This is a genomic window from Veillonella sp. CAG:933 (assembly GCF_000431435.1).
In the GTDB taxonomy this organism is placed as follows: domain Bacteria; phylum Bacillota; class Negativicutes; order Veillonellales; family Veillonellaceae; genus Veillonella_A.
The window spans coordinates 1-1031 of the sequence record NZ_HF986222.1 but is presented as its reverse complement, the minus strand read 5'-3'; the positions used below and the strand labels follow the sequence as shown (position 1 = coordinate 1031).

The window sequence follows — 1031 nt, the reverse complement described above, 5'->3', positions numbered from 1 at the left end:
TGCTCTAGCCATTGAGCTACGGGCGCTTATGCGGCTGCTACCGCTTAATCGAATATAAATCCTTTATCCACAAGAAATTTAATCTCGTTACAGCCTGTTACATCTTCTCGCTGTATGAAACTATAAAACTCTTCCGTTGTGCTTACTCCGTACTCTTCACAAAATCGTTTTGCTCGCTCTGCTTCATTTGTCTGAAATACTTCGTCTGCGTAAAATGTTCTTTGGACTGTTTTATAATCATCCCTCGCCTTTGGTAGCATCATTTCTACTACTATCACAGGCTCTTTTGTCCTTTTCCCATACCCTTTTCTTATTACTACTGCACTGCTGAAAAGCCAGCCGTTCCAGCCGTATCTCATAGGCGCGAACTGCACTCTTGGAACTTGTACTAAATCGCCCGTATTTATCTTTTCAAAATCTACCTTTTTCATATTTCCACGCTCCGTTTTGTTAAAGTGTTTTCTGTGCCTTGTCAGCGCTGTATGTGTCCTGCGTAGCTCCACAACGTGCAAGCTCCTTATAAATTGTGTCTCTGTGTACCCCCAGCGCTCCTGCTATCTCTATTACCCTGCTGCCGTCTCTGCTCATTCTCTCTATTGTCTGTCTGTCCTTATAACTCAATCTTCTGTACTTCCGTGCCATCTCTTCCGCTCCTTTCCGATCTGTTTTCTGCGAAAAACCACAGATACAATGCTCTCATTTCCACTTCTGTTATAATTCCCATTTGCATAAGGCACTCTAAGTATCCTCTTAATTTCCCTGTGTCTTTCTCGTATTGCTCTTTAGCTCCGTTTTTTCTGTCTATTGCTATTACCGCTGACATTGTTTTGCAATACTTAACCTGTTTTTCATTTAATTTGTGTATAGCTCCTTTAGTCATATCCGTTACCTCTCTCTAAATAAAATAAGCGTGCCAGAGATTTTTACTCTCTTGCACGCTTTCTTTTCCTCTGCCGCATAAAAAAAGAAATCCGGCAAGAGATTTAATATCTCTTGTCGAATTTCATTCTAAAACTTATCTTTAACAGAAC

At 40.7% G+C, this 1031-nt stretch carries 3 protein-coding genes and 1 tRNA gene (1 of these 4 running past the window's edge); all 4 read right to left on the bottom strand.

Annotated elements, in window-relative coordinates:
• Window positions 1-26 (bottom strand) — tRNA-OTHER (locus QZL64_RS10685) (it extends 73 nt beyond the left edge of the window).
• Between the two features lie 18 nt (window positions 27-44).
• Window positions 45-431: a hypothetical protein gene (locus QZL64_RS10680; RefSeq protein ID WP_021841976.1), complete on the bottom strand. Its 387-nt coding sequence runs from the start codon at window positions 429-431 to the stop codon at window positions 45-47.
• Window positions 432-450: 19 nt separating this feature from the next.
• Complete coding sequence (locus tag QZL64_RS10675) at window positions 451-642, bottom strand: helix-turn-helix domain-containing protein (protein ID WP_021841975.1); 192 nt, start codon at window positions 640-642, stop codon at window positions 451-453.
• On the bottom strand, window positions 611-880 hold the full coding sequence (locus QZL64_RS10670; RefSeq protein ID WP_021841974.1) for a hypothetical protein: 270 nt from the start codon (window positions 878-880) through the stop codon (window positions 611-613). The genes QZL64_RS10675 and QZL64_RS10670 overlap by 32 nt, the downstream gene beginning before the upstream one ends.
• Window positions 881-1031 lie beyond the last annotated feature (151 nt).

Bases quoted from the DNA above. Each gene is read 5' to 3' on its own strand.
- QZL64_RS10680 (WP_021841976.1), bottom strand. From the start codon at position 431: ATGAAAAAGGTAGATTTTGAAAAGATAAATACGGGCGATTTAGTACAA.
- QZL64_RS10670 (WP_021841974.1), bottom strand. From the start codon at position 880: ATGACTAAAGGAGCTATACACAAATTAAATGAAAAACAGGTTAAGTAT.
- QZL64_RS10675 (WP_021841975.1), bottom strand. From the start codon at position 642: ATGGCACGGAAGTACAGAAGATTGAGTTATAAGGACAGACAGACAATA.